Raw genomic sequence first — 25688 nt, 5'->3', positions numbered from 1 at the left:
CCCATTGCGTCACCCAGATACCGACCACTGTGAGTATCACCAACACGTGGGACGCCGTGGGTGCGCTACGCAGACTACTTCGCGAAGAGATCATCTCGATGAACCTACTCCTGCGACTAACGGCGGATATTCAACAACTCATCAAACAACTGCTGCGTCGCAGTGATCACCCGCGCGTTACTTCGATATTGGGTGCTCGCCAAAACCAGCGTGACCAAGTCGCCACCGACATCGGTATTGGAAAGCTCCAATGCCCCCGCGGAAATCGATCCCAGCCCATTTTCAGATGGTCCGCCCTCGATAGGAAGACCAGTGTTGATGCCCTGAGCAAACAAGTTCTGCCCTCGCTGCTCCAAACCGCCCGGGTTTGAGAATCGAGCCAAGCGAATCTGTCCAAGATCCCGTGAAATCCCGTTGCTGAAAACGCCCCGAATAATCCCATCTTCACCGATAACGTAGCTGGTGAGCACTCCAGGAGGAGAACCGTCTTGACGCGAAGCGGCGAGCGAAGCCTTATCCGCAGCGAGACCGCTTAACGCCGTGAAGTCCAAGGAAAACTGTAGAGGCTTGGTACTCGGAAGTCCCGTTCGATCGACGGCCACCACATTATTCGATGCCGAGATGAAGTTCCCGTTCCCATCAAAATAGATCAGTCCCGTACCGACCGAGATGTCCGCAGACCCTCGCTCGATGTTGTCCGCACTATCAGCATACCATCGATACACGGTTTGTTGGTCGGTTCTCGACTCCATGGTTGCCGTCAATCGCATTCGCACAGGGAGACCGAGCGAGTCGTAGGCGATGAAGTCTGTTACCGCGCTCTGCCCTTTCCCTTCTTGAACGGTTCCGAACCCAAGGTTGGGTGTAGTCACCGTTCCATTGGCGTCGCGCAATCGAAAGCTGGTCAAGTCGATCGTAACGCCGTTATCCACCCCAGTATTGCTCACGAACCGAAGGGCACCGTTGGAGATGTAGGCATTCGGTTGTATCGTCCCACCCTCGCCCGGAATCTGATTGAGCGACGACAAGATCGGATTGGTCGAGTCACCACTGTCGCTGACGATCCCCAGCGAATCCTTCATGAAGCCAAGCAAGTCTTGGACGGTCGATGTGGCAGTAACGGTGAACGACTTCGTTTCCAGCAATCGATCTCCCTTGCGAGCTGTAAACGACAGGTCGCCTGGAATGAACGGGTTGCTGTAATCCAAACCATCTCGAGTGATCACGTTCACCAGCAAGGTATTGCTGTCGATGGCAGGCCCATCCAAGTTTACTTTTTGATTTCCTGGTAACGCCAGATTGCTAATCTCGGCGTCCGTCTTGCTATCGGTATAGGATGCGCCAGGAGGTACGGTATCGACCAAGTAAAAGCTGTTGGGGTCGTTGGTCAGATTGCGATAGATCCTGATTTCGTCGTACGCGGGATATCCACCTTCGGCCGGTGGCGCGGGAGGCGTCGGTAGATTCGACAGATAGATACGACCATTCACCACGCTCTGCGGACCGAGCAGTGGCGATGGGCGAGACTCAGGCTCACCTGACTTGTAATAAGTCACCATGTAGGTGTAGTTCCCCGTCAATCCGTTGTTGTCCAGGGGCGTCGTTGAAGACGACGAATCGGTATCGACAAACGATCCACCCGCGGCAGCTGTACCAGCGAGGAAAAAGTCGCTGCCGCCGGGTTCAGTACGATAGACTCGAACTTGTGAGTATTGACTATTCGCGGCCGGAAGATTGTTCAGGGTGATCGTATTGTCCGCAGACGCGTTTCCGCCCGGTACGGTCACGGTGAGCGGCTCGCTCGCCATGCTCTCGGTGCCATTCGCATCGAGATAGGTGAATCGATATTGATACACGGACCCTTCCGCATGCGTTCCCCCACCACCTTCGGTATGAGCAAGGGTGACGCTCGTATTAAAGGGTGCCGCAGCGCTCTGCACATTCACAGCCGAGCCCGATGGACGCGGGATACTGTTATTGCCAAGAACCGTGCTTTGGACAATCTTCGAGGTCGTCGCGACGTCCCCCTTCGCCGTCAGTGTACCTTGCAAGTTCACAGTCCCAGTCGCCTTCGCAACCGCTTCGGTTCCGATGGGGATAGAAAGAGGGACCAACTCGGTGGAACGCAGGTTGAATTGATCGTCGACGCCATACCCCAACAATCGATTGCCGGTGGAGGTTACCAATTCATTGGAACTATTCAGGCGAAAGATTCCATTTCGCGTGTAGAGCTTCTCTCCCTGCCCGCCTTGCACTTGAAAGAAGCCGTCCCCTTGAATGGCCAAATCCGAGGGAGAGGAACTGATCTCGACTGTTCCTTGTTTGAAATTCTGATTGATCGCGGCGACTTGAACACCGAGCCCGGTCTGGCGAGGATTGGTTCCACCGTTTCCACCAGTCGGTGCAGCACCGAGCGACAGAGTCTGCAGGAACTGGTTAGCGAATACTACATCCGATGACTTGAAACCAACGGTCTGGGAGTTAGCCAAGTTATTGCCGAGCACATCGATCTGTGTCTCAGCCGCATTCATGCCGGTCAATGCGGTGCTTAATGAAGATGCTAAGCCCATTTGCTAGCCAACTCCTCGTTGAATGGCGAATCTGTTCGCGAGCAGCTGGCTTCCAAGACGCGATGCCGACACTACTCCCCTAAGTCGATCTCTCGAACGTTCTTCATATCGACAATTTGGTCGCCGACGTGCACCTGTACCGTCCTCTTGTTTCGATCTTTTTCGTCAATCTTCACCGAAACGCTCGAAACCTCCCCGCTTACCTCACCCCCCTTAATATCCAAACCCGTCACCTTTTTCCCAATCAAGCTGCTGGCGGTCGTGAGCTCCTGGGTATTTCCGAAGGATGTCAGAGTGGATACCAATCGATCGTTCGAGCTGATGCTCCGCAACTGCCCAATCTGCTCGAGGAGCGCTTTGTTATCGGTCGGATTCAGCGGATCCTGATTTTGCAACTCCGTGATCATCAAATTGAGAAACGTGTCCATGTCGACATCGTTGAGGCCGTTTCCACTTGGAGAATTGGAAGCCGACGACCCCGTTGCTCCTGAAGTTCCACCTACGCGCGACATGTTCTGTTCCTTCTTGGAAATCTCTTGTTTATCGGGAAGACCTTGCTCTCCCCCCGTCGATCGGTTCGCTCGCCAACCTCTTCAGAACTCGTCGAAGGATAGCGTGGTCCACCACAAGCTGCGGCGGCCGGCCTAAAATAGCCCGCGACATCGATTCATCGAAAGCCCAATATGAACCTGCGGTTCACCCCAAAAGGGCATTGGACCGGGGCTGTCGGTCGATCATAATGCTGGCTCATTCCAACCGATCTCTCCCACCTTCATGAGGACTCTTATGTCTCGCTCTTGTCGAACATCCCCACGGCTCTCCACGGCATGTCGCGCCCTTTTGCTCGGCGCTTTATCGCTGACACCCTCCGCCACTGTTCCGTCATACTTGATTGCCCAGGAAGCCTGTAGAACCGCGAGCCCCGCATCGGCTGCGGCAAATCAGTTCTTGGCATCTCTCTCGGCCAATGAAAAGAAATTGGCTCAAATACCATTTCAAGATCCTCGCCGATTGGAATGGCATTTCGTTCCCATGGAGACCCGAAAGGGACTTCCCCTTCGCGAAATGAGCGACGAACAGGTTAAATTTGCACTCGCAGTTTTGAAGAGCGTGATGAGCGATGCAGGCTTCAAGCGAGCCACCAACATTATGAGCTACGAAGCGATCTTGCTCGAACTCGAGGGCCCTGCGGCTGCGAAACGTCGTGACTACAAGAAGTACTACATCGCCATTTACGGTGAACCGAGCGATCGATCGGAGTGGGGTTTGAGCGTTGAGGGGCACCACCTGTCGTTGAACTTCACGATGGATCGTAGCGTGATCGTCGACTCCACTCCTCAGTTCTATGGACTGAACCCAGCGAAGCTACCGAAGAGCTTTTCCGTTCCCAGCTTGAATCCATTGGGGGGTAAGAATTCCTTCCAAGAGGGAGGTCGGTTGCTCGCGAGCGAAGAAGATGCAGGGATCGCCTTGATGGCGAGCTTTAATGACGCCCAAAAGTCGAAAGCTGTATTCAACAGCAAATGCCCAGAGGAAATCCTGTGGCCTGGCGACGCGCAGCCCAAGCCCAGCGCCTCGGTTGGCATTCCAGCTTCCGAGATGGATGTTGATCAGAAAAAGCTGCTGATGACCGTGCTCGAATCGTTCTTGGCGACGATGCCGAAAGAGGTCGTTCTCTCCCGCATGAATCAAATCACAGCGGCCGGTCTCGACAATATCCATTTTGGATGGGCCGGTACGGAGGACCTCTCCGGGCAACATTACTTCCGGCTTCAAGGCCCGACCTTCATCGCCGAATTCTGCAACTACCAAGCCGACTCGGCCGGCAATAATGCCAACCACATTCACAGCGTTTGGCGAGATCTCACGGGCGACTTCAATCTCCCGGTTGTCGCGACGACTTCGAAGTAGTCTTTTATCGCTCTAGGCAACTTTCTCCTGAAAGAGGAGTTGAGTTCCACGCGACGTACACTCCAATAGGCACACCAGCGGTACCGCCGCTGGATGTGCCGGGTTGCGAGTACGTTCCAAACAATTGAGTTGATTTATGATCAATACGCTATTCCTGCCTGAACTGCGCGAGATGCTTCTCGACAATCAGAAGCAGGGATTGCAGGAATTCTGTGTGGCATTGCACCCGGCCAGAACCGCAGAATTCATGGAGGGGCTGGAGAACAGCGAGTTATGGCAAGTTCTACAGCATGCGGCGCCGTCGCTGCAGTCGGAGATCTTTCATTACTTCGATTGGGATCGCAAAGTCAACCTGCTCGCTTCCCAAGACGTCAAACAAGTGGCGATATTGGTGACGTCCCTGCCCGCCGACGACGCGGTGGACCTCCTGCAGGAATTAGATGAAAACAGGGTCGATCAGATCCTAGCACTGGTTCCTGCTGCGGACCGTCGCGATATTCGACGTCTTCAAACGTTTGCGGAAGGAACCGCTGGCGCGTTGATGACAACCGAAGTGGCTTGCCTATCTGAAAATCTGACGCTGAAGGAAGCGATGGAGGAGTTGAGTCGGCAAGCCGAACATTTAGAGACGATCCATTACATCTATGTCACCGACGACACCAACCACCTTCGAGGTGTCGTCAGCACGCGATCGCTCGTATCGGCGATCGGTCGTCCTGATAAAAAACTCGGCGACTTGATGAAAAAGGATTTGGTGACCGCCAATGTTCGAGACGATCAAGAAGTAGTCGCTCAAAAAGTGGCTCACTATAACTTGATGGCACTTCCTGTCGTGGATGATGAATACCACATGATGGGCATCATCACGCATGACGATATTATCGACGTCGTTCGAGAGGAAGCCACGGAGGATGTCCAACGTATCGCCGCCGTGGAGCCGCTCGAAGACTCCTACATGCGAACGCCCGTTTCGACTCTATCTTGGAAGCGTGGGATCTGGCTCACGATCTTGTTCCTCGCAGGATTGATTACGGCCTTTCTGCTGCAGAGCTACAACGCTGAACTCGAAAAACATACCTGGCTGGTGCTTTTTATCCCGCTCATCATCAGCAGTGGCGGGAACACGGGTAGCCAATCCTCGACTCTCATCATCACTGCATTGGCTGTCAAAGAAATTCATCAGCGAGATTGGTTCCGCATCATTCGTCGCGAAGCCGTAATGGGTCTAGTCCTCGGGGGATTTCTCGGAAGTATTGGCTTCCTATTCGCGCTGACCATGGCACCGACGGCGCTGTCGGCCTGTGTGATCCCGATCACGGTCCTCTTGGTGGTGCTGTGTGGAGCCTGCACAGGGAGTATGCTTCCACTTTGCTTCCAACGACTTGGCCTCGATCCAGCCCTGATGAGCAACCCCTTCGTCGCTGGCATCAGCGACATATTGGGACTGCTTATTTACGTCAATGTCTCGATTCTATTGCTCGGATAGAGGCTGGCAGAACTGCGATCGGATTCTCGTATCAACGGGTCTCGTCGAGGATTTCGATCGTTAGCTGATGCGTGACGGGAACGACACTCCGTGCAACAGCTTCTGCGAGCGGTTTTCGAATCGCTTCTGTTTCCGCGACGACTTTGTCAAAATCTTTCTTTGCTTGGTCGCCGTGAAACTCCTTTTTAATCTGTTGCGTTTCATAAGATTGCTTTGCCAAGACCGCTGCATCGACAGCGGCGAACGCGCTGTCGAAGGGGGTCTTCACGAACCGCTTCGTCAGGTTGATCCCTGCCATCGCGTCCGCTCCATTGGATTCGATAGATTCGCCCGCCCAAGAAATACGAATCTTCTTGGTTGGCTCAATACCATGAATGAAGAGGGTAAGTCGATTGAGTCGATCGTGGAAAGGTATCAGTTCCATTCCTGCGCGAATCGAATTATCGTCGTCCCTAGCACCTGCGGCACAATACGGATATTGCTTGCTCTCAATTTCAAGCCGTTTGCCATCAAAACCAACGACTTGATGGGCACCTTTCGTCATGGCGCTCTTGCTAGACATATCGACATGAAACTCACCGATACTACCGTCAACTCCCAACGCATTCAGGAACGCATAAGCCATGATGGTCTGCCCCGCCCAACCCGGGTGAATACCATCTTTTCCTGCCACAGCAAATTCTTCGAGAGACTTGCCCAGACGCTTTGGCGCAAGAATCTGTTGTTGAAACATGGGCCAAAAGATATCAGCAAAGGGAGTCTGTTCCGCTTGCGCTACTTCCATGGCGATGTCTCGAAGGGCGCACAGATTCAAATTATGTTCTTGGAGCGTCCCTGACTTCGAGCCTACCCATGAAGCAATCTTGCCCGAGCAACCGGGCGATCCGACGACGACCCGCGTACCAGCCGCTTTGAATCGTTGGACGATATCGGAGTAATGATCGCGATACCACCGACCGTTCGTTACATCAAACGGACGATAACGAGCGTCGTTCATTCCGTAACAAATCGTTGCAACGGTAGGCCTAAAAGTTAAACAATCGCGATCCATGCGACGCAGAAACCCATCGGTTTTTTCACCGCTCCACCCCAGCTGCCGAACGGTTACATTCATCTCCGGCATGCAAGCTGTGAGGTAGTTTTCAATCATGCGCGAATACATTTTTTGTTCAGTGATGGAATCCCCGACAATGGCAAGCCTGTCACCCGGTTTCAGAAACAGACCACTCGGTACCGGGGCTTTGGCTGGATGGAATGGTGCGAACTCGACGTCTTCGGGCTTGTTTTCATATTCATAAACTCGCTTGACCACTCCCTGGATAGCCCGGTCTTGCCCCACAGCAGGAAGAACCACTCCAAAGGAAAGGCTCGTGATGGTCGCAATGGACAAATAGGATTTCCAATGGATGAATGGGTGTCGATAGGCTTGAAATTTGGAGTGCATGCGATTCTGTCGGTTGGTGAGAGGTGAGTCATTCGTATTAATGAGGACATTGAATATAGCGATTCCCAATCCATCACATGAGAGAGCCTGGAGGAAGGGATTATATAATTCAAAAAAATCGAGAATTACCTTTTGATAATTTGGACAAAGGGACTAAAGAAACTATACTACCGACAGCCCGCTTTCCCACGCTACAACTCATTTTTAGGAATACGACATTGAAAAAAGGGACAAAGAATAGCGGCGAGAACAAGTCACAGCTTATTCGCGACTATGCTGCTGCCAATCCTGGCCTGGGGCCAACTCAGATCGCAAACGCACTGAAGGAGCAGGGAATCGATGCCTACCCGGCCTTGGTCATTCAAGCGCTGCGAAAGGTCAATGGTTCAAAGTCTGCCAAGCCGAAGACAGCCAAAGCAAACGCTGTTAAAAAGCGAGGTCGCCCCGCGAAGGCAAAGGCCAACAAAGCCGCCGGCAAGACTTCGTCTCCCGCTACGGACTACTCCGTCTTGAAGGACACTGCTGAATTTGTGAAGAAGTGTGGCAGCCCAGAACAAGCGATTGAGTCGATCAAGGTCTTCAAGCAGATCGCTTCGCTCCTCAACGGTTAATTCCGTTTTCTATCAAAGGTCTTACCGCGAACTCGTACCCGAGTCCGCGGTTTTTTTTTGGACTATTGTTCAGCCGCGACGGGGTTGAAAGGGGTTTCGAAGGGCCTCGCGTACTTCCGCAGCGAGAAAGAAAGAACCTGTGAAACAGATCAGCCCGTCTCTTTGCGGTTGAGATCGGACGTATTCCATCGCAATACCGGAATCCGTCGCAGACAGAACATCCACCTTGGGAAACTCTACTTTGGCTTTCTTGGCTTCTTCCTCGAGCAGTTCCACGGGTACAAATCGTGGGTTGTTGGAATACTGCGTCACGATCAATTGGTCTGCGAACCCCATGAGCTGATGCAGCATCGCGATGTAGTCTTTGTCTTTGGATGACGCGAATACGATCGTCTTCTTTTGAGTGGGATATGCCGTTTGCAAGGCTTCGATCAATGAAGAAATCGACGCGATATTGTGTGCAGCATCGACGATGATATCAGGCTGGCGAGAAACAAGTTCGATTCGGGATGGAATTTGCGTTTCTTCCAGCGCTTGGCGATATGCCGATTCGGGGATTTCCCAGCCAAAAGTGTTCAACTTTTGACAAACAGCGATGGCGAGCGATCCGTTGTCCATCTGGTGTCGACCTAGCATGAGGAGTCGGACCCCTGGGACACCGTTTAGGCCATTGCCAGCCACATGAACTTGAAAATCGAACTGCTGAGCCGTTTTTGGTTGCTCATGGCATTCGAAGTCCGTGCCCAGTTCCCATAGTTCGCTTCGTTGCGATTGGGCTTGGTCTCGAATGACGCGACGTGCATCGGGATGCCGTGCACCGTGGATCACATGGCTACCTGGCTTGATAATCCCTGCCTTCTCCGAGGCGATCGATTCGATCGTGTTACCAAGTTGAGCTTGGTGGTCAAAACTGATGGAGGTGATAACACTGATCAAGCTTCGGCAAACGTTGGTGGAATCCAATCTTCCTCCCAGACCGACTTCCATCACATTCACATCGCACCCCAACTCTCGGAACAAAAACCAGGCGATCGCCGTCGTCAGCTCAAAAAAGGTGGGAATACCCAACTGAGATTCGTCCCAACTTTCGAGCTTCTTTCGAATCGAGTCGATCGCACCCACCAATTGCGTCGGGGAGACCGGAACTCCGTTTACGACAAAACGCTCTTCCAATTGCTCGAGGTGCGGGGAGGTATAGAGACCGACACGGCGACCCGCACGTCGAAGGGATTCAGCCGTCAGCCAGGCAACCGAGCCTTTCCCTTTTGTTCCCGAGATGTGGATGACGGGAGCCGCGGATTGAGGATTTCCGAGCGACTCCAAGAGGGCTTCCATCCGGGCGAGCCGGTAATGCTGCTGGGTGTAGGGACGGTCCGTTGTCTTCTCGTAGTTGAGCCGATCGTAGAGGTAGCGAATTGCCTCGGCGTATTCCGGTTGCGACCTGTCCATGAAACATCGATGAAGCGGGAAAGCGAATGGTCTTGAACTCGGGAAAGATTAGCGAACCGGCTGTTCCAAGTATACGGGTTGCAACTGGGTTTATTTGGCGGAACCGGCAGAGCTCCCCCAACCCGTCGCTTGTAGTTGCCCGGGATCGAATTTATAGTGCGTGTTCCATTGACCGGCATTGAACTGAACCGTACGGGTCCCCCGACCGTACAACGCTGGCAATTCCGTCCGTCCCAGCCAATGGCCTTGCTGGCACTCCAGGTTCCCTTTTCCCAACGACTCGAAACGATGTCTTCAGCAGCTCCTGCAGCACCGGAAACCAATCCGAATCCATCCTCGGCTCCGACCAACCCGGACATCATCGTAGAAACGAGGAGTCTTGGGAAAATCTACCGCGACTTTTGGGGTCGAAAGAAGGTTCAGGCCCTCAAATCGCTCGACATCGAAGTCCGACGCGGGGAGATCTTCGGTCTCCTGGGTCCGAATGGATCCGGAAAATCGACCACCATCAAACTAATGCTGGGGCTCCTTTTTCCGACCTCCGGCCGAGCGTTCGTGTTTGGCAAAGAAGCGACCGACGTCGCAAAGAACGAGCGAATCGGATACTTGCCAGAAGAATCTTACCTTTACAAATTTCTGAACGCCGAAGAGACCCTTGATTTCTACGGCCGGCTTTTCGATATGCCCGCGAGCGTTCGAAAGGAGCGTACGGAGGCCTTGATCAACATGGTTGGCCTCCAGCGAGCTCGTCGCCGTCAGCTTCGAGAGTATTCAAAGGGGATGACCCGCCGAATCGGTTTGGCCCAGGCCTTGATCAACGAACCCGAGTTCCTCGTCCTCGACGAACCCACCACCGGTCTCGACCCGATCGGAACGCGTGAAATGAAGGATTTGATCGTCAAACTTCGTGAGCAAGGCAAAACCATCCTCCTTTGCTCCCACCAATTGGCGGATGTTCAAGACGTTTGCGATCGGGTCGCGATCCTTCACCAAGGAGAGCTCAAGGAACTGGGTCGAGTTGATAGTTTGCTCAAGGTACAGGATGTAACCCAGATTCACGCCAAGGGATTGGACGAAAATACCAAGGCGCAGATTCGCGAGCTGATCGCGAAATCGCAAGGCGAGTTGCTCAAGATGGACAATCCCACCACCACGATGGAAGAGCTTTTCCTCGATATTGTTCGAGACAGCGAAAACCGACCAGGCCGTCGGTCGTCGAGTGCGTCGTAATCGCTTGGGTCTTGGCATTGTTGGAACGAAACGAAACTTTTTGCTATGCGTCTTACACCTGATCAGTTCTGGACCTATTGGGAGTGGTTGTTCGAGCGAGGCGGACTCCTTGGTGGATTCCTGCTGGCCCTCATACTTTCCATCCTCGGATTCCTCGTCGGTTTTTTGATCGCGACGATCAAATACGGCCCGACCGAGGGCTTTCTTCAGGTCGCCAAAATCCTTGGTGAGTTCTTCTCGGTCGACCTTCCTAGGATGTCGATTCGGCGAATCTTCGCGATTGCCAAGTTGTCGTTCAAGGAAGCGATCCGGAATAGAATTCTCATCGTGGTGGCTGTCTTCGTCGTCGCCATCATGTTCGCAGGTTGGTTTCTAGACCCGAAGGCGAGTAATCCCGCACAACTCTACATTCCAACGGTCCTTACCTTTACGAATTGGCTCATGCTGCTGATGGGCCTCTTTCTGAGCACCTTCAGCATCCCACGCGATATTACGAATCGTGTGATCTACACGATCGTCACCAAACCGGTCCGTCCCACCGAGATTTTCCTCGGACGTGTTCTGGGCTTCGTGGCAGTTGCGACGATGAACTTGGCGATCTTCGGCGTCATGAGTTACTTCTTTATCGTTCGGGGACTTTCGCACTCGCACGATTTGGAAAGCCTTCAAAACGATGGTCTTGCAGGTGAAACGACCAATGTGCGTTTCCACAGCCACTCCTTCACTCTCAACGAAGATGGCCTCGGCACGACGAACATGGTGAAAGGTCACCGGCATATTGTTCGCAAAGTGGGTGACAAGATCGTCATCACCGAGCAAGTCGACGATTTGACGGCTCGCAACCCGGTGTATGGCACGCTCCGATTCACCGGTCGAGACGGCGAGGAGAACACCGGCTACAACGTCGGATACATGTCGGAATACCAGAAGTACATCGAGGGTGACACGCTTTCGTCTGCGATCTGGACATTTGAAAACGTGAATCCCAGACTGTTCCCGGACGTACTCAATTTCGACATGACTCTCTCAGCGTTCCGCACGTACAAAGGGGATATCGAAACCCCCGTCGGCGGCGTGGTCATATTCCGAAGTTTGAATGGCGAAGTCGAAAGCGACCGCATCCCGTTTCGAGTCAAGGAGTTCCAGATCGATCAGCATTCGATCCCTCTCAAGCTCAAAGGATTTCGGAAAGGGGAACCAGCCGACTTGGATTTCTTCACCGATATCGCTCAAGACGGGTCGTTTGAAGTCGTGGTTCGCTGTCGCGATCGAGGACAGTATCTCGGGATGGCGGCCGCGGATCTCTATTTGAGAGCGTCCGAAGGAACGTTTCTGTGGAACTTCGTCAAAGGGTACATCAGTATTTGGCTGCAGATGTTCATCGTGGTTTGCTTTGGCGTGATGTTCTCCACCTTCTTATCGGGGCCGGTTGCCGTCATCGCGACGATCTCGGTGATTGTTTTGGGAATGTTCGGATGGTTTATCGACAACCTCACCACCGGTAAGATTGCCGGAGGAGGGCCCGTGGAAGCATTGGTGAGACTCCCGTTGCAAAGCGGCTCCGAAACCCAATTGGACTTGGGAAATGAAATGATCGAAGGTGCGATCAAGGGCGTGGATCGAGGGTTGCTCTTTTCTGTCTCGACGCTGAAATCGGCCCTTCCGAACCTGTATGATCTAGAAACGTCGGATTTCATCGCCTATGGGGTTAACTTGTTTGACGGTCTGCTCGCGCGGCATCTCACGATCGCATTCGGGTACTTCGTGATGACCAGCGTTATTGCGTACTTCTTCCTCAAGACTCGAGAAATGGCGGGTTAAGAGCATGAATAAAAGTCTGTCTCGCAAAGTCACCTACATCATCGCGATCATCGCGCTGCTCCTCCCCCTTTACGCCTTAGGCCGCCCCAAGTCGGGGGCGATTTCGCAATTGCGAAATCGACACAACATGGGCCAGACCTATCTCGGTCAGCTCGACCCGACCAGCGAAAGCATGCGATTGGCCACGCTTGGGATGAAAGGAATCGCTTCCTCCATCCTCTGGCTCAAAGCGGACTACTACAAAGAGGAAAAGTACTTCGACCGCTTCTCGGCAACATTGAACCAAATCGCGCTCCTTCAACCTCACTTCATCAGCGTTTGGCAACACCAAGCTCACAACATGAGCTTCAACGTCTCGCCTGAGTTTGAGGATTATCGCCAGCGTTACGAGTGGGTGAAAAAGGGAATCGACTATCTCGTTCGCGGGACCAAGTACAACGAGCGAAAGCCAATCCTTCAATACGATCTTGGACACTATGTCGGGAACAAGATCGGAAAATTCGACGAAAAGAAGCAATACCGCGAACTTTTCCGAAAGGACACGGAGTTTCACAATTACTTCACGGAACAGGGGCTGCCTGTTGAGACCAACGCATTGGGATACGATCAGCGACCCGACAACTGGCGAGTAGGCAAGCTCTGGTTCAACCGTGCGGTCGAGTCGTTTCAATCCGGTAACAAGATCCCGAAGACTCCGCACCTCTTGTACTGCTATTCTCCTCTCTGGCAGATGTACTACGGCGAAGCGATCCAGACCGAAGGGATCTTGGACGACCGATCCAAGTTCGCGTGGGAGCAAGGGGGACGCGAGTGGGCAGAATACGGTAAGATGTCGATTCCTTGGAGCGGCGACGGTCAGATCAAATTGCTCGAGGTCGATGCGGACGCGGCGGCAATTCGTGAAAAGAGAGCGGAACTCGATAAGCAACTGGGCGGGGCTCGCGAAACCATTCGCGAAAGTCGCTTTGCAAGGCTCCCACAGGATCTCAAGGATGCTTACCAAAAGCCAGCCGAAGAGCGATCGCTGACAGAGTCGGAAAAAGCCGAAGAAGCAGAACGCCTCATTTCGCCTTCTCCAGCGGAGGCCATTGCCGAGGCGCCCAAAGATCAACAACCTCGGTTGCTGCAGCTTTCGACGGAAATCAACAAGATGGAGGAGAAGCTTCGCATTGCCAATATCTACCGCAGCAACGTGAACTACGCCTATTGGGAAACGAGGGCCAAAGCGGAGCAAAAGCAGTATACGGTCGATGCCCGACGATTGCTTTACAACGCAGATAAGATGATCGACGCCGCCGACATCAAAGGAGCGATCGAGAACTACGAACAGGCTTGGACCCTCTGGGATACCGCCTTCAAACGATTCCCGATCTTGATGACAGAAGAGGTGGGGGAAGACGTCCTCAAGTCGATCGGGCGATACAACAAACTGACCGAAGCCACCGATTCGGACGACTTTGTGCTCAAGTGGTTTATCGACTTCCGACGCGCATACAATCAAGACCAGTTGAGTTTCGACGTCGAACAAAAGCTGGCGGAATGGAACGCACGCGCCGCAGCCCTTGGCGACGATGCGGACTTCACGGAAACGAAAGAGATGAAGGACCTGCAGCAGCGTTTGTCAGCGCCGAGCGAGACCAAGGAAAACGCACCTCCGACCGACCCCTCGGTGACAACTCCAGCACCTACCGCTCCCGAAGCTCCCAAGCAATCGATCGAATCTTCTGCGAAATCATCCGATCCTGCGGCGACCGACGTTCGACCACCAGTCCTCGAAAATCCAGAGTCTCCGAATTGATCGAGATTCCCATTTTTTGCGTTCTCGGGTAGGTTGAACGTATGGGACTCTACGAACGCGATTACTACCGAGACGACACCATTCGACTACAGCCCGACTGGGATGGTAAGTCCGCAGTTAGCTATTTGCTCCTGCTCAATATCGCGATCTACGTCGCCAACATTCTTCTCAGCAATTTCAAGGCCAACGACCAGGGAATTGTCAACAACGCATTGATGCTCGCCGGTTCCGACGCGACCAAGCCATGGCTCTGGTGGCATACGCTTTCGTATGCTTTTGTGCACGATGCGTCCGCCAACGGTGGGATCTGGCATATTGTATTCAATATGCTGGGACTCTATTTCCTGGGACGATCGGTTGAGGATCGCTATGGAAAGTGGGAATTCCTACGCATCTATTTGTCTGCCGCAGTGCTCTGCGGGGTGGCTTGGCTGCTGAAGAACTCTCTGATCGGAGCACCAAACTCCCGATTGCTCGGCGCCTCGGGCGCAGTCATTTGCATCGAGATGCTGTTTGTATTGAATTTCCCCAAGCAGGTGATCTACCTGTTTGTCTTCCCGGTCCCAGCCTGGGTGCTTGGCGTTTTCCTGGTCCTTTCGAATTTGATCACTACCCCCACCTCTCAGGTGGCGGTCGATGTCCACATCATGGGTATCCTGATCGCGGTCGCGTACTTTTTCTTGGGATGGAATTTCTCGTTCGTCCAAGACCTCGGTGGTGCGCTCCGCCGATTGAGACGAAAGTGGCTTGGCCCCAAGCTTCGAATCCACGAAGATGTCGAACTTGCCTCAGGCACCGATGACGCCGAAGCGGACCGCATCCTGGCGAAAATACATGAGCTAGGAAAGGATTCCCTCACCGCCAAAGAACGCAAGTTCATGGAAAAATATTCGCGGAAAGTCCGCGCACGAAAACAAGAATTCTAAACAGTTGTTTCTATCTCGATCACCTATGCCAAAAACCATCAATTCCTTTTCCACGCTTCGTCAAAACATCGCCGGCATTCCCGTCGCGGATCTCGTCAAGCAATTCGGCACGCCTACATACGTTTACGATGCTGCAGTCATTGAAGAGCGTGTTCGAGATCTCGCGAAGTTCGACGTCATTCGATACGCGCAAAAGGCTTGCTCCAATATCGCCATTCTCGATCGACTCAGACGGCTCGGTGTCGTCGTCGACGCAGTCAGTGCAGGCGAAGTCAAACGGGCGCTGGCAGCCGGCTTCGACCCTCATAGCGACCCCCATGGAATCGTCTTCACCGCCGATGTCATCGACAAAGAAGCTGCGGAGATCATTCGCAACAAGAAGCTGCACGTAAACTGCGGTTCGCCCGATATGATCGATCAACTGGGAACCCTGTGCCCTGGCGCGAGCGCAACTCTTCGAATCAATCCAGGGTTCGGGCATGGACACAGCCAAAAGACCAATACCGGAGGACCGCAATCCAAGCATGGAATCTGGCACGAACAAGTGATCGAGTGCCTGAGACGCGCCGATTTGCATAACGTCGCTATCACTGGACTCCACATGCACATTGGTTCTGGCACCGACCTGGAGCATCTGTCTCAAGTCGGAGAGGCTTTGGAGAAAGTTGCGATAGAAGTTGGCCGTACGATTACGACGATCAGCGCAGGAGGTGGGCTGCCAGTTCCTTATCGCGAAGGTCAGACCTATGTCGATTTGGACCAATACTTCTCCATTTGGGATGCTACGAGAAAGCGACTTGAGTCCAAGTTTGGGCATGCCATTCAACTAGAGATTGAACCGGGTCGCTATTTGGTTGCCGAAAGCGGTTACTTGATCGCTGAGATCCGCGCTGTCAAGAAAATGGGTGACAATCTCTTTTACCTTCTCGATGCCGGATTCAACGATCTAGCGCGACCTATCCTTTACGGTGCGTACCACCCCATTTCGATCGCACACAAAACTCCGAAAACAGACGTACCCCACATCGATGTCGTAGTGGGTGGACCGCTTTGCGAATCGGGCGACATCTTCACCCAGGAGGAGGGAGGGTTTGTCGCCAAGCGATCGCTCCCGCTCGCATCCGTTGGGGATCACTTGATCCTCGAAGTAGCGGGTGCCTATGGTTTTGTCATGGCGAGCAACTACAACGGACGGTACCGAGCCCCCGAGGTCTTGATCGAGAATGGACAACCAAAGTGCATTCGTACGCGAGAAATATTCGAAGACTTGATTCGTGGCGAATCGATCCCGTCGGTGTAGTATCCGCTTGAATGATCGTGGGATGCTCAATGCGATTGGGTGCATGGGAACGGCGTTAAACGACGCCGTTTCCTTTCCATGTCGCCTAACCGTTTTGCTCGTTGCACTGACTCAAGTTCGCTTTTTCTACGATCTCCTTCACCGTTCGCCAATCCACACCAAGCCGCTGGCCGGCCGCGCGGTAGCTACCCGATTGGGCATAAACGAGCGAGAAGTAGCCTTGTAGAAGGCGTTCTCGATCGAGAGAGCCTTTCTCTACGCTGGACAGAAAATCAGTGCGAGGCGTTCTCTTCTGCCAAAACGGGTCGTGCACGGGCAGGTAATTTCCACGAATGACGATGCTTCGCACGCATTGTTCCAACTCCCGAAAGTTTCCACGCCAAGCGTAATGGGATCCCAGATTTCGAGAGATCCATTCGACTACTTGCTCCACCAGTTGTTCCGTCCTATCGACCGTATCGGGAAAGATTCGAACGGCGATAAATCTCACAAAGTTCGCGATGCTCTCGGGTGCTTCATCGAGTTGAATGCGAAGAGAAGGTGTTTCAATCCGGTCTGCGCACAAACGATAATAAAAATCTTCCCGAAAACGTCCTTCTTTCATCTCCTCGGCAAGATCTCGGTTTGTCGCCGCAATGATCTTCCCAATGAACTTACAACTGCGAGTATCCCCGACGCGCTGGAACTCCCGTGATTGCAGCACCCTGAGCAGCTTGACTTGTAGGTAGGTATCCAACTCGCCGATCTCATCCAGCAATACCGTACCATATCCAGAACAAATGGCCGGATCTAGAAACCCCTTGCGATCCTGATGGGCACCCGTAAACGCACCTTTCACATAACCGAACAACTCCGACTCGATGAGTGTTGGCGAAATCGAACTCAGATTGAGGCCAATGAAGCTGGCGGAATAGTCCGCAGCGAATCTCTTCTTCCTTGCATCGAACTCGATGAATCGCGAGTACGCAATCGATTGAGCAACTAGCTCCTTTCCAGTACCGGAGGGACCTGTGATCAACGTTGGAATATCACCCATTTGCTTGTAGAGTGACTGCCGATAGCGGCGCATGTCGTGGGTGAAGATCGATTGCCACACGGTAGCTCTTAGCTGCGCCGCAGCCGGCGAAACTCCCACGATGTGGCGGAAGATATGAAAGAAGGCTCGTTCGATCTGAAAGAGGCCGGCGAAAAGTGTGTCTCGATCCAATAGCGAGGACAACTTTGTGCGTTTGAACTCGAAGAAGTATCGAAAGTCGTTCGCAAACGAGTCATAACTTGCGAGAATATCGTCCTCAGGACGGCATCGAAAACCGGATGCGGGTACCTCTATCGCATGACTCATATAACGAGCGTAAAGCAGATAGAGAACTAGATCTTCATAAACTTCCCATTCCCGCTTCCCCGCTTCCTCTCCTGCAAGCAACTTCGAGCGCAATTTCCCAACCAACTGCTCACAGCGATCACGCAAAGCTACCAGGTTTGGGAACAGATCGGCCGCCGAACACTCCGGGCGGAATTGAAGAAACGCGGGAATGCCCCTGAAGCTCTTTCCAAGAGCTTTCTTCTCCAACACAACCCGTTCTGGCAGAAACGGATTGGCATAACCAATACCAGCGATTGCCTCCGCAGCCCGCCATTCACCCGTCGTCAGGAGCGACATAACTAAAGACCCTTAGTACAAAAAATGTAGCGCATGGACCGCATTTATTGTATTAGGGCTAGCGCCTCGGTGAGGCGGTTTTCACGAATAGAACCTTCTAAACTCCTCACGAGAAAGGACTTGAAGGAATATCGCTCGTCTTGGCACACGATTCGCCTAGGAGTGGTCCTGCTTGAGGAGGGTCGTCCCTGCCTCGAATTTTTCCATGACCGCATTCCCCAGGGAGTACATGATGTCCGTCGATACCCTTCTCTCGACAAGATCGCTTCGCGCCCGGTTGGCCAAATTCATGTCGCGACCGCAGCGACATCGTTTGCTCCATGGCTATCCTCTCGCGGCCGCAATGCGATTCGCGGGCGAGGACGAAAGGCAGCGTGCAGCCCATTGCGATCCGAAGTTTGTCTTATCCCGAAACCCCTCGCATCCGATGCTGGTAGGCGTGTTGCCTCATCCTTTTTGCAATCCGAAGATTAGTGGATGCGGCTTTTGCACTTTCCCGCATGAAGCCTTTAGCTCCGCGAAAGCGGCTGCGGTCTCTGCCGCAGTGGAACACGAGGTCGAGCAGAGGGTTCCCCCGTCCTCTAGTTTCTACCAAGCATCGGTCGACGCGCTCTATTTCGGGGGCGGGACGGCCAACCTTACACCGGCAGATTCCTTTCGTCGTCTATCGCATTGTCTCGTGCAAGCGTTCGATCTCACCAAGGCCGAAGTTTCGCTGGAAGGTGTTCCTCGCAACTTCGTTCTTGGCAAGCCATTGCTGCTCGATGTGATGACCGAGGAGATTCCTGCTCGTCATTTCCGAATCAGCATGGGTATTCAAACATTCTCAGAAACACAACTGGAGAAGATGGGGAGGTTAGGGTTTGGACGACCAGAAACGTTTGCATCAGCAGTGGACGCGGCACACGTACGAGGGATGACTGCCAGCGGCGATTTGCTTTGTAATCTTCCTGGTCAAACTTTGGAAGAGATGAAGTCAGACGTACGAAAAGCAATCGACATCGGGCTTGATCAAATCTGCCTTTATCATCTCGTTATGTTTCCTGGTTTAGGTACCGCTTGGTCTCGTGACTCCTCGTTGACTTCGGCTCTTCCGAGCAACCCGGAGGCAGAGCACAATTGGTGTTCGCTTCGCGAGACATTGCTGCAGAACGGATTTCACCAAACTTCCCTTACCAACTTCGAGTACAAACAATTCGAAAACGACGCCCGACGATATCGATACGAACCGATAAGCTATGAATCGAGTCACTGCCAGGTCATGGGATTTGGTCCTTCGGGGATCTCGTTTGCGGCCTCAGAGGATGGGCACTACGCGCTCAAAACGATGAATCCCGAGAGCTCGTTGCAATATATGCAATCGGTCCGTTCGCCATCGCCGATCTGGAATCGCTACTATTCATACGATCGCTCGGATTGGGAGGTGCTGCAAGTCACCCGACGTCTCGCTTCGCTTCGATTGGACGCCCACACGGTTTCGATGCTGCAGGCATCAGACCGGTGGGACCGATTCTCCGAAAGGTTAGAATTGTTGCGGGAGAAAGAGCTGATTCACGGGGATCGTACGGGGTACGAGCTTACTCCCAAAGGAATGTTCTATTCGGATTCCATCGCTGCGCTGATGACTGAAATACGGTGGGACGGCCGCGACGAATTGGCACGGAACGATGTGCACACCAGCAACAGTGGAGGGCATATGTAAGTGCGGATACGGCTGGCCTCACCGTCAAAGAGATGCGCGCATTTTGAATCGAATGTCCATGCGCCCCCAATCTGCTCCGAATGACAACCATCCCCTCGTTTGCCCTCAACGTTTCTCCCCCGACTGGGGTGGCGACTCCCCTTCCCAGTCACCTCCCTTCATCCTTTCTAACGCTGCAAAATGCAATCACTTATTCCTTTCAATCAAATCATGCTTCAGCTGTATCGCGAGCGGGGAGGCGATCCCGCGTTTTGGGCAGAACCATTCAATGCGATTAGCAATGCCTCGTTCCTTATCGCAGCTGCACTAGGATTAGATTTCGCAACGCGAAGGCGGAGTCTCGATCCTGCGACTCTCGCATTGATTGTGTTGGCCGCAACGATCGGCTGTGGAAGCTTCCTTTTCCACACGGTTCCATCTATTCCGACGATGTGGCTCGATATCATTCCCATCACCTTGTTTCAAATCTTATTCCTGTGGTTGATCTCCCGAAAACTACTTTCGATTCCTGGCTGGCTCGCAGCGTTGATCGTGATGGCTGTCGTGGGAGGGTCCTATGCCTTGATGCCGTTCAAGTCTCCCCTCAACGGTTCGTTGTTCTATATCCCGTCTTGGGTGGCCATGTTGGTCTTCAGCCTGATTTGGGCTTGGACCAGTCATGTCGAACGTGGATTGCTCGCACTTTCCGTTTTGTTCTTTACACTCGCTATCGCAGCCCGGTCCATGGATCGGGACGTGACGTGGTCCATCGGCACGCACTTTATATGGCATCTGTTGAATGGCATCGTGGTCTACACGGCATTGAGGTCGTGGGTTTTAGCGAGTTCTCGTCCGGATAGTGAACTAAACGTCTGAAATCACCCATCCGACGCAGTGCCCATTCGATCGCGGAGACTGTGGAAGGGCTCGCGATAGCCGGCGGCGTTCGAAATGACGAGCCGTCGACGTGAAGTAGAAATACGCTCGTCCTTGGGATACAATAACGGTCCCTCCCAATCCCGTGCCTACCATCTCGGCCTTGCCAGGCCCCCTTCCCGAGTACAGATTCGATGCATTCACTTTTGAGCTGCGTTCGACGCATCCCAATCGCAATAGGTTTGGTGATCGCTATTTCGACTCCAATCTGTGCACAAGAGGGAATCGCTAAGGCAGAGCAAGCCACTGAGGTTGAGTTCTTTGAAAAGAAGGTCCGACCTGTTCTCGTCGAACACTGTTACGAATGCCATTCTGCCGAAGCGAAGACGGTACAAGGTGGCTTGTTGCTTGATACGGCCCAAGGTCTCTTAATGGGTGGGGATTCGGGCCCGGCACTTATCCCCCATCAAGTGGATAAAAGCTTAATCATTCAAGCCATCCGATACGAATCGAGCGAAATGCCGCCTCGTGGAAAATTACCTAAGGAGGTGATCTCGGACTTGGAGAACTGGGTAGCAAACGGTGCGATCGACCCTCGCGTTGGAACACCTACCGCCGTCAAAAAAGAGATCGACTTCGAAGAAGCCAGAAAGTTTTGGTCCTTCGTGCCTCCCCAACATCCACCGATTCCGACCCCCCAACGCTCGGATTGGGCAGAATCGACGATCGATCAGTTTACGCTCGCCACCATGGAAGCCCAAGGACTCTCCCCTGTTCGCAAGGCTGGAAAACGGGAGCTTATTCGACGTGCCACTTTTGATTTGACAGGTCTCCCCCCGAGCCCCGAAGAAGTGGAGTCCTTCGTAGCGGACGATTCCTCGAACAGTTTCTCCAAAGTCATCGATCGCTTGCTCGACTCGCCTGCCTATGGAGAACGTTGGGGGCGTTATTGGCTCGATGTCGCGCGTTACTCTGAGGATCAAGCGCATACCTTTAGCGTTCAACCCAATACCAATGGCTATCGTTATCGCGATTGGGTAATCGCAGCCTTCAATGCCGACCTTCCTTTCAATCGGTTTGTTCAACTGCAGATCGCGGCAGATGTCATGGACCTCGACGAGAACGAACGACTAAAACATCTCGCAGCTCTTGGCTACTTTGGATTAGGTGCGCAGTACTACAAGAATACCGACGCCGCCAAAGCGACTGCAGACGAACTCGATGACCGCATCGACACATTGACTCGAGGTTTCTTGGGATTGACCGTCTCATGCGCCCGGTGTCATGACCATAAATTTGACCCGATCCCCACTCAGGATTATTACTCGTTGGCTGGCGTCTTCCACAGTTCTCGACTGCACAACGCACCTCTCGCGCCAGAGGATGAGGTGAAACGCTACGACGCAGCCCAGCAGAAGATCAAAGAACGGGAAGAGGAAATCAGTCAGGCGATTGCAAAAGAAAGCCCCAAGATTCGCGAAGCACGAATCGAGGAGGTCTCGCGTTACATGTTGGCAACACGAGCCTATCGGGCTGAGAAATCCAAAGATCCGACGCTAAAGATCGCTGCCTTCGCGAAATCGAACGATCTCGAAGAACCGACCCTTAAAAAGTGGAGCGAATACCTTAAATCAAAATCTGATTCTCCACCTCGATCTTTGAAGCCTTGGTTTGACGAAACGAGTTCAACCACAGGGGAAGCCAGTGGTTCGGACGCTGCGTCCCTGTTCCAGAGGTATCTGCAATTATTGATTCGGCAGCGCGATGGCTCGTTGACATCCGAGGAACAAACGGAACTAGCTGCTCAGACTCCGATCGGCAATGCGCGATACACCAGCGCACTGGTTACCAAGGGGGCGCCCGTGGTTTCCATCGACGTGGATCTAGCTGGAGCGAAGGAACTGGTACTGGTCGTCACCGACGGCGGCAATGGCGCCAGTTGCGACCATGCCAACTGGCTCGAGCCACGGCTGATCACCGCTTCCGGTGAAGTTAGTCTCCTCGATTTGAAATGGCGATCAGTCTCCAATTCCTATGGCGAAGTCAAAATCAATAAGAGTGTCAGCGGAGAGGCCCTCCGGGTTGCCGGACAGACTTACGAAAGAGGGATCGGAACGCACTCGACTTCCGTGATCACCTACGCACTTCCAGACGGTGCCCTTCGTTTTCAGGCGACCGCGGGGCTGGACAACAGCGGAAGCGATCAACCGGGCGGTTGCGGTGAGAATGCGGCCGTGCAATTTCGAGTGTATACAGAAGCCCCAACCGACCTCAGCTCTGGTCAACCGGACCTCCTTGCCGAGCTATTTGGCGAGAAAGGGGTCTTCGCCATGGAATTGCCTTGGATCGAAGGAAAGCTTTCCCCCGAAGTGCGAGAATTGCTTGCAGCGCAGCGCGAAGAACTCGAAGAGCTTCGCAGAAATTCCCCAGCGAAATACCCGATAGCCCACGTGATTGCCGAATCCAAGCCATCGGACTTGAAGGTTATGATTCGAGGAAATCCAGCCAATCAAGGCGAAGTGGCTCCTCGAAGGTTTCTTAGAATCTTAAGCAGCGATTCCCCATCACCCTTTACTGAGGGGAGCGGCCGGCTCGAATTGGCTCGAGCGATCGCATCTCCTGAAAACCCACTCACTGCGAGAGTTATTGTAAACCGGGTATGGCAACACCATTTCGGTAGAGGCCTCGTCGCGACGCCCGATAATTTTGGGAAGCTGGGAGAGCCGCCGACCCACCCACAACTCTTGGACTACTTGACTCTTCGATTTCTCGATCAGGGCTGGTCGCTCAAAGCATTGCATCGAGAGATCATGCTTTCGGCTACCTACCAACTTAGTACCGATGCAAATGAAGTGAACCAGCAAATCGACGCTGACAATCGTTATCTCTGGAGAATGAATCGACGCCGATTGGACGTAGAAGCTTGGCGCGATGCGTTGTTAGCGACTTCGGGTCGACTCGATCGTAACCTCGAAGGGCCTTCGACGAATCTTGCTGAGGCCGGAAACAATCGGCGTACGATATACGGATTCATCAGTCGCCACGAGCTTGATAACATGCTGCGGCTTTTCGATTTTCCCGATGCGAACATCACCGCTTCGACACGTGCCGAGACGACGGTACCGCAACAGCAACTCTTTGTGCTCAACAGCCCATTCATGCTCGAACAATCCAAAGCCTTTGCAGCACGGGTTGAGAGAGAAGGTGGGGAAAAACTCGAGAACAGGATACGCCGAGCCTACTTGATAGCGTTCGGCCGCAAAGTTCTTGACAGCGAACTGCAACTAGGACTTCGCTATTTGCAGTCAGAAGACAGCGACGACACGCGTTCGAATAACAAACTCAGTCGATGGGAACGCTACGCGCAAGCGCTCCTGGCCAGCAATGAGTTCATGTATTTAGATTAAACCACCCAGCAAAAACCTCGACAGATCCCGGCCGGAAAGTTCGCCATGAGAATCCTTCACTCGCAGTTAGGCTCTGATTCCTCGTTCGTCCCATCCCGTCGCGACCTGCTCCAACGACTCGGAACAGGGCTGGGCACGTTCGGATTGGCCGCTGTTTTGGAAAAGCAAAGCCTTTTGGGTCAAGAGTCCCATGGCGTTGCATCGCCTCAAAACCCTCTCGCCCCGAAGCCTCCGATGTTTCGTCCTCGTGCCAAGAGAATCATCCATCTGTTTATGAACGGTGGTCCTTCTCAAGTCGACACCTTCGATCCTAAGCCCGCTCTAGAAAAATACGATGGACAGCGCCCCCCCGGATCGAATCTCAAGACAGAGCGAAAGACGGGCGGGCTGATGAAGTCACCGTTTCGTTTTGGCCGTCATGGCGAGTCAGGGTTGGAAATCAGCGAGATTTTCCCCCACCTGAGCACCTGCGCTGACGACTTGTGCGTGATCCGTTCCATGCACACCAATATTCCGAATCACGAGCCATCGCTCTTGATGATGACCAGTGGGGAAACGCAACCCACGAGACCGTCGATGGGCTCATGGTTGCTATATGGATTGGGCACTGAAAACGAAAACCTTCCTGGATTCGTCGTGCTCTGTCCAGGAAAACCCGTCGTGGGTCCCGCGTTGTGGGGAAATCGATTCCTCCCTGGAATTTACCAAGGAGCACAGATCAACAATTCGAAACTAGACCCAGAGAGCGTGATTCGCGACATCAAGAATGCATCGATAACTCCCGTTGCCCAACGGGAACAACTCGATCTCCTTAAGCAGCTGAATCAAATACATCTAGAACAACGGGGCGGTAACGACAACCCACTGGAAGCCAGGATTCAATCTTTAGAGATGGCGTTTCGAATGCAGACGGAAGCACAGGATGTTTTCGATTTGAGCCAGGAGACGCAGGCGACCAGAGACGCCTACGGAAAAGGAGAGTTCGCCGACGGATGCTTGGCGGCGCGTCGCCTCGTCGAACGGGGAGTGAGAATGGTTCAGGTTTTCTACGGTAACGGACAACCATGGGATGATCATGAAAACATCGCAGACCATGCTCAAAAAGCAAAAGCGGTCGATCAACCCATCGCGGCCTTGATCAAAGATTTGAAGGCGAGAGGATTGTTCGAAGACACGCTCATTCTTTGGGGCGGTGAATTCGGCCGAACTCCCGTTTCAGAAGGAGCCAAAGGACGCGATCACAACAACCATGGTTTTTCCGTGTGGCTCGCGGGGGGTGGCGTAAAAGGAGGAATGGTTTACGGCGCAACCGACGAATTCGGTTTCGCAGCGGTGGAGAACAAAGTTCACGTGCATGACCTCCATGCCACCATCCTCCATTTGATGGGAATCGATCATGAAAAACTAACCTACCGTTATTCAGGACGAGATTTTCGTCTCACGGATGTTCATGGGCAAATCGTACAAGGTATCTTGGCATAAAGTACCCGAGATCGATTGACTCGATCCCTTATCCCC

General features: G+C 53.2%; 17 protein-coding genes. 12 read left to right on the top strand and 5 right to left on the bottom strand.

What is annotated here, in order from left to right:
• Positions 1 to 116: 116 nt before the first annotated feature.
• Together VN12_RS24250 and VN12_RS24245 are read right to left on the bottom strand one after the other, a co-directional pair.
• On the bottom strand, positions 117 to 2570 hold the full coding sequence (locus VN12_RS24250; RefSeq protein WP_146679473.1) for a flagellar hook-basal body complex protein: 2454 nt from the start codon (positions 2568 to 2570) through the stop codon (positions 117 to 119).
• A gap of 71 nt (positions 2571 to 2641) precedes the next feature.
• Positions 2642 to 3082, bottom strand: coding sequence for a flagellar hook assembly protein FlgD (locus tag VN12_RS24245; RefSeq protein WP_146679471.1), 441 nt, complete (start codon positions 3080 to 3082; stop codon positions 2642 to 2644).
• Positions 3083 to 3356: 274 nt separating this feature from the next.
• Here VN12_RS24245 and VN12_RS24240 point away from each other — a divergent pair, with 274 nt between their 5' ends.
• On the top strand, positions 3357 to 4481 hold the full coding sequence (locus VN12_RS24240) for a DUF3500 domain-containing protein (RefSeq protein WP_168164621.1): 1125 nt from the start codon (positions 3357 to 3359) through the stop codon (positions 4479 to 4481).
• 136 nt (positions 4482 to 4617) lie between these two features.
• Positions 4618 to 5967 carry a magnesium transporter gene (gene mgtE / locus VN12_RS24235; protein WP_146679467.1) on the top strand — a complete coding sequence of 450 codons (1350 nt, stop codon included), beginning with the start codon at positions 4618 to 4620 and terminating at the stop codon, positions 5965 to 5967.
• A gap of 31 nt (positions 5968 to 5998) precedes the next feature.
• On the opposite strand, the gene VN12_RS24230 is transcribed toward mgtE, so the two are convergent.
• On the bottom strand, positions 5999 to 7411 hold the full coding sequence (locus VN12_RS24230) for an SGNH/GDSL hydrolase family protein (RefSeq protein ID WP_146679466.1): 1413 nt from the start codon (positions 7409 to 7411) through the stop codon (positions 5999 to 6001).
• A 218-nt stretch (positions 7412 to 7629) separates the two neighbouring features.
• On the opposite strand from VN12_RS24230, the gene VN12_RS24225 reads away from it, so the two are divergent.
• Positions 7630 to 8022, top strand: coding sequence for a hypothetical protein (locus VN12_RS24225; protein ID WP_146679464.1), 393 nt, complete (start codon positions 7630 to 7632; stop codon positions 8020 to 8022).
• Between the two features lie 69 nt (positions 8023 to 8091).
• Here VN12_RS24225 and VN12_RS24220 read toward each other — a convergent pair whose 3' ends face one another.
• Positions 8092 to 9471 (bottom strand): bifunctional folylpolyglutamate synthase/dihydrofolate synthase, encoded by a 1380-nt coding sequence (locus tag VN12_RS24220; RefSeq protein ID WP_146679462.1) that lies wholly within the window; start codon positions 9469 to 9471, stop codon positions 8092 to 8094.
• Positions 9472 to 9759: 288 nt separating this feature from the next.
• On the opposite strand from VN12_RS24220, the gene VN12_RS24215 reads away from it, so the two are divergent.
• The 5 genes from VN12_RS24215 to lysA are packed head-to-tail and all read left to right on the top strand — an operon-like array spanning position 9760 to position 16546.
• Positions 9760 to 10701 (top strand): ABC transporter ATP-binding protein, encoded by a 942-nt coding sequence (locus tag VN12_RS24215; RefSeq protein ID WP_240491256.1) that lies wholly within the window; start codon positions 9760 to 9762, stop codon positions 10699 to 10701.
• Between the two features lie 45 nt (positions 10702 to 10746).
• Positions 10747 to 12522 carry an ABC transporter permease gene (locus VN12_RS24210; protein ID WP_146679461.1) on the top strand — a complete coding sequence of 592 codons (1776 nt, stop codon included), beginning with the start codon at positions 10747 to 10749 and terminating at the stop codon, positions 12520 to 12522.
• 4 nt (positions 12523 to 12526) lie between these two features.
• Entirely contained in the window at positions 12527 to 14320 is a 1794-nt protein-coding gene (locus VN12_RS24205; protein ID WP_146679459.1) for a hypothetical protein, read from the top strand.
• 41 nt (positions 14321 to 14361) lie between these two features.
• The gene (locus VN12_RS24200) at positions 14362 to 15246 is read left to right on the top strand and encodes a rhomboid family intramembrane serine protease (protein ID WP_146679457.1); all 885 of its coding nucleotides are present in this window, start codon (positions 14362 to 14364) and stop codon (positions 15244 to 15246) included.
• Between the two features lie 25 nt (positions 15247 to 15271).
• The gene (gene lysA / locus VN12_RS24195) at positions 15272 to 16546 is read left to right on the top strand and encodes a diaminopimelate decarboxylase (RefSeq protein ID WP_146679455.1); all 1275 of its coding nucleotides are present in this window, start codon (positions 15272 to 15274) and stop codon (positions 16544 to 16546) included.
• A gap of 85 nt (positions 16547 to 16631) precedes the next feature.
• Here the strand turns inward: lysA and VN12_RS24190 are convergent, their stop codons facing one another.
• Positions 16632 to 18206 (bottom strand): sigma 54-interacting transcriptional regulator, encoded by a 1575-nt coding sequence (locus tag VN12_RS24190; RefSeq protein ID WP_146679452.1) that lies wholly within the window; start codon positions 18204 to 18206, stop codon positions 16632 to 16634.
• Positions 18207 to 18411: 205 nt separating this feature from the next.
• On the opposite strand from VN12_RS24190, the gene VN12_RS24185 reads away from it, so the two are divergent.
• The 4 genes from VN12_RS24185 (at position 18412) to VN12_RS24170 (ending at position 25652) form a co-directional block, all read left to right on the top strand.
• A complete protein-coding gene (locus VN12_RS24185; protein ID WP_146679450.1) occupies positions 18412 to 19908 on the top strand; it encodes a Fe-S oxidoreductase in 1497 nt (498 codons plus the stop codon).
• Between the two features lie 180 nt (positions 19909 to 20088).
• Positions 20089 to 20763, top strand: coding sequence for a ceramidase domain-containing protein (locus VN12_RS24180; RefSeq protein ID WP_146679448.1), 675 nt, complete (start codon positions 20089 to 20091; stop codon positions 20761 to 20763).
• Between the two features lie 194 nt (positions 20764 to 20957).
• The gene (locus tag VN12_RS24175; RefSeq protein ID WP_146679446.1) at positions 20958 to 24170 is read left to right on the top strand and encodes a DUF1553 domain-containing protein; all 3213 of its coding nucleotides are present in this window, start codon (positions 20958 to 20960) and stop codon (positions 24168 to 24170) included.
• 45 nt (positions 24171 to 24215) lie between these two features.
• Positions 24216 to 25652 (top strand): DUF1501 domain-containing protein, encoded by a 1437-nt coding sequence (locus tag VN12_RS24170; protein ID WP_146679444.1) that lies wholly within the window; start codon positions 24216 to 24218, stop codon positions 25650 to 25652.
• The last annotated feature ends 36 nt before the right edge of the window (positions 25653 to 25688 follow it).

Origin of the sequence: Pirellula sp. SH-Sr6A, assembly GCF_001610875.1 — a bacterium.
Lineage (GTDB): Bacteria > Planctomycetota > Planctomycetia > Pirellulales > Pirellulaceae > JBKCUI01.
Note: the sequence above shows the minus strand (reverse complement) of the source record. Positions and strands in the feature narration are given on the sequence as shown.

Excerpts from the sequence above, each read along its gene's own strand:
- VN12_RS24170 (WP_146679444.1), top strand. The coding sequence starts at position 24,216 with ATGAGAATCCTTCACTCGCAGTTAGGCTCTGATTCCTCGTTCGTCCCA.
- VN12_RS24230 (WP_146679466.1), bottom strand. The coding sequence starts at position 7,411 with ATGCACTCCAAATTTCAAGCCTATCGACACCCATTCATCCATTGGAAA.
- VN12_RS24185 (WP_146679450.1), top strand. The coding sequence starts at position 18,412 with ATGACCGCATTCCCCAGGGAGTACATGATGTCCGTCGATACCCTTCTC.
- VN12_RS24175 (WP_146679446.1), top strand. The coding sequence starts at position 20,958 with ATGCATTCACTTTTGAGCTGCGTTCGACGCATCCCAATCGCAATAGGT.
- VN12_RS24205 (WP_146679459.1), top strand. The coding sequence starts at position 12,527 with ATGAATAAAAGTCTGTCTCGCAAAGTCACCTACATCATCGCGATCATC.
- VN12_RS24240 (WP_168164621.1), top strand. The coding sequence starts at position 3,357 with ATGTCTCGCTCTTGTCGAACATCCCCACGGCTCTCCACGGCATGTCGC.
- VN12_RS24215 (WP_240491256.1), top strand. The coding sequence starts at position 9,760 with ATGTCTTCAGCAGCTCCTGCAGCACCGGAAACCAATCCGAATCCATCC.
- VN12_RS24250 (WP_146679473.1), bottom strand. The coding sequence starts at position 2,570 with ATGGGCTTAGCATCTTCATTAAGCACCGCATTGACCGGCATGAATGCG.
- VN12_RS24190 (WP_146679452.1), bottom strand. The coding sequence starts at position 18,206 with ATGTCGCTCCTGACGACGGGTGAATGGCGGGCTGCGGAGGCAATCGCT.
- VN12_RS24220 (WP_146679462.1), bottom strand. The coding sequence starts at position 9,471 with ATGGACAGGTCGCAACCGGAATACGCCGAGGCAATTCGCTACCTCTAC.
- VN12_RS24200 (WP_146679457.1), top strand. The coding sequence starts at position 14,362 with ATGGGACTCTACGAACGCGATTACTACCGAGACGACACCATTCGACTA.
- VN12_RS24245 (WP_146679471.1), bottom strand. The coding sequence starts at position 3,082 with ATGTCGCGCGTAGGTGGAACTTCAGGAGCAACGGGGTCGTCGGCTTCC.
- VN12_RS24180 (WP_146679448.1), top strand. The coding sequence starts at position 20,089 with ATGCAATCACTTATTCCTTTCAATCAAATCATGCTTCAGCTGTATCGC.
- VN12_RS24210 (WP_146679461.1), top strand. The coding sequence starts at position 10,747 with ATGCGTCTTACACCTGATCAGTTCTGGACCTATTGGGAGTGGTTGTTC.
- lysA (WP_146679455.1), top strand. The coding sequence starts at position 15,272 with ATGCCAAAAACCATCAATTCCTTTTCCACGCTTCGTCAAAACATCGCC.
- mgtE (WP_146679467.1), top strand. The coding sequence starts at position 4,618 with ATGATCAATACGCTATTCCTGCCTGAACTGCGCGAGATGCTTCTCGAC.